Raw genomic sequence first — 1,010 nt, 5'->3', positions numbered from 1 at the left:
GGTGGATTTGGCGTACATAAATTTTACTTAGGTAAAATAGGACAGGGATTCCTGTATCTAATTTTTTGCTGGACATTCATACCCGCGATCATCGCGTTTATTGAGTTTATTATTTATCTATGCGATTCCGATGAAAAATTCGCAAGAAAATATGGCTAACTCATAGCAAAAAAGCCCTGCGGGGCTTTTTTTGTACCAGTCTGTGAGGCAGATTTACCATAACATCCGTTATCAGCACCCCCTGACAGGCCCTCAGCGCAATTCTGGCGCATCAGAGCCGTTTCCGGCACATTTCCTCACCCGCATCCCGGAAAAACGCCCCTGATGATTTCTGCGCGACTGCATGGCTATGCACGCGGGTGAATCGCAGGTGATTTCGCAGCGTCAGCACCACTAAACCGCCAAAATCCGCAATCAGCGGCGCGGCGCGCGCGGACGTGACCAGGCAAAATCGGACTGCTGCCGCTCATCCTCACGTAATGCACGCTGGCGGTCGGCGTAACGCTGCGACTCAATCTGCGCACGCGCTCTGTTCAGGACGATGTGCCGGTTAGGCTGATTGAGCTTCTTCCCGGCCGCACGTTCGGCAGCGGCTATAGCGTCGTCGATAAACTTTTTCTCAGCGGGGGTCAGGTTTGTCAGTCTCGTCATGTTTATCTCCGTATGAGAATAGTCCCTGCAGTCTGCCAGACACAGTAGGAACGATGAAGCGTAAGCGACGGTGAAAGGCAGTCAGAAACGGTGAACGGGAGCGGATTTTAATCCGGTGCCGTGAGGCGTTGGGCAAGCCGCAGGCGCGTCAGTGCTTTTAGCGGGTTTCGGGGCGCAGCCCTGAACCAGTCACGTAGCGCTAGCGGAGTGTATACTGGCTAAACTTCAGAGATGCCAAGGAAGGGACAGGATATGTTTTGTAGCACCGCCACCACTGTGGCGATACTCCAAAACGCCTGGTCAGGGCACAGCCCCGACACCCCAGAGCCGACTGTAGGTCACTGGGCGAACGCGGCGGA

2 protein-coding genes are annotated in these 1,010 nt (G+C 54.2%); one reads left to right on the top strand and one right to left on the bottom strand.

The annotated features are described in order from the left end of the window. Positions 1 to 159, top strand: a 159-nt coding sequence (locus tag ACOTX5_RS26625) for a TM2 domain-containing protein (RefSeq protein WP_421632521.1), incomplete at its 5' end; no start/stop codon positions are given. Positions 160 to 414: 255 nt separating this feature from the next. Here ACOTX5_RS26625 and ACOTX5_RS26620 read toward each other — a convergent pair. Then, a complete protein-coding gene (locus ACOTX5_RS26620; protein ID WP_016230891.1) occupies positions 415 to 651 on the bottom strand; it encodes a hypothetical protein in 237 nt (78 codons plus the stop codon). Positions 652 to 1,010 lie beyond the last annotated feature (359 nt).

Source organism: Enterobacter cloacae complex sp. IR5441, from assembly GCF_049238215.1.
Classification (GTDB): domain Bacteria; phylum Pseudomonadota; class Gammaproteobacteria; order Enterobacterales; family Enterobacteriaceae; genus Enterobacter; species Enterobacter hormaechei_C.
Note: the sequence above shows the minus strand (reverse complement) of the source record. Positions and strands in the feature narration are given on the sequence as shown.

Bases quoted from the DNA above. Each gene is read 5' to 3' on its own strand.
- ACOTX5_RS26620 (WP_016230891.1), bottom strand. From the start codon at position 651: ATGACGAGACTGACAAACCTGACCCCCGCTGAGAAAAAGTTTATCGAC.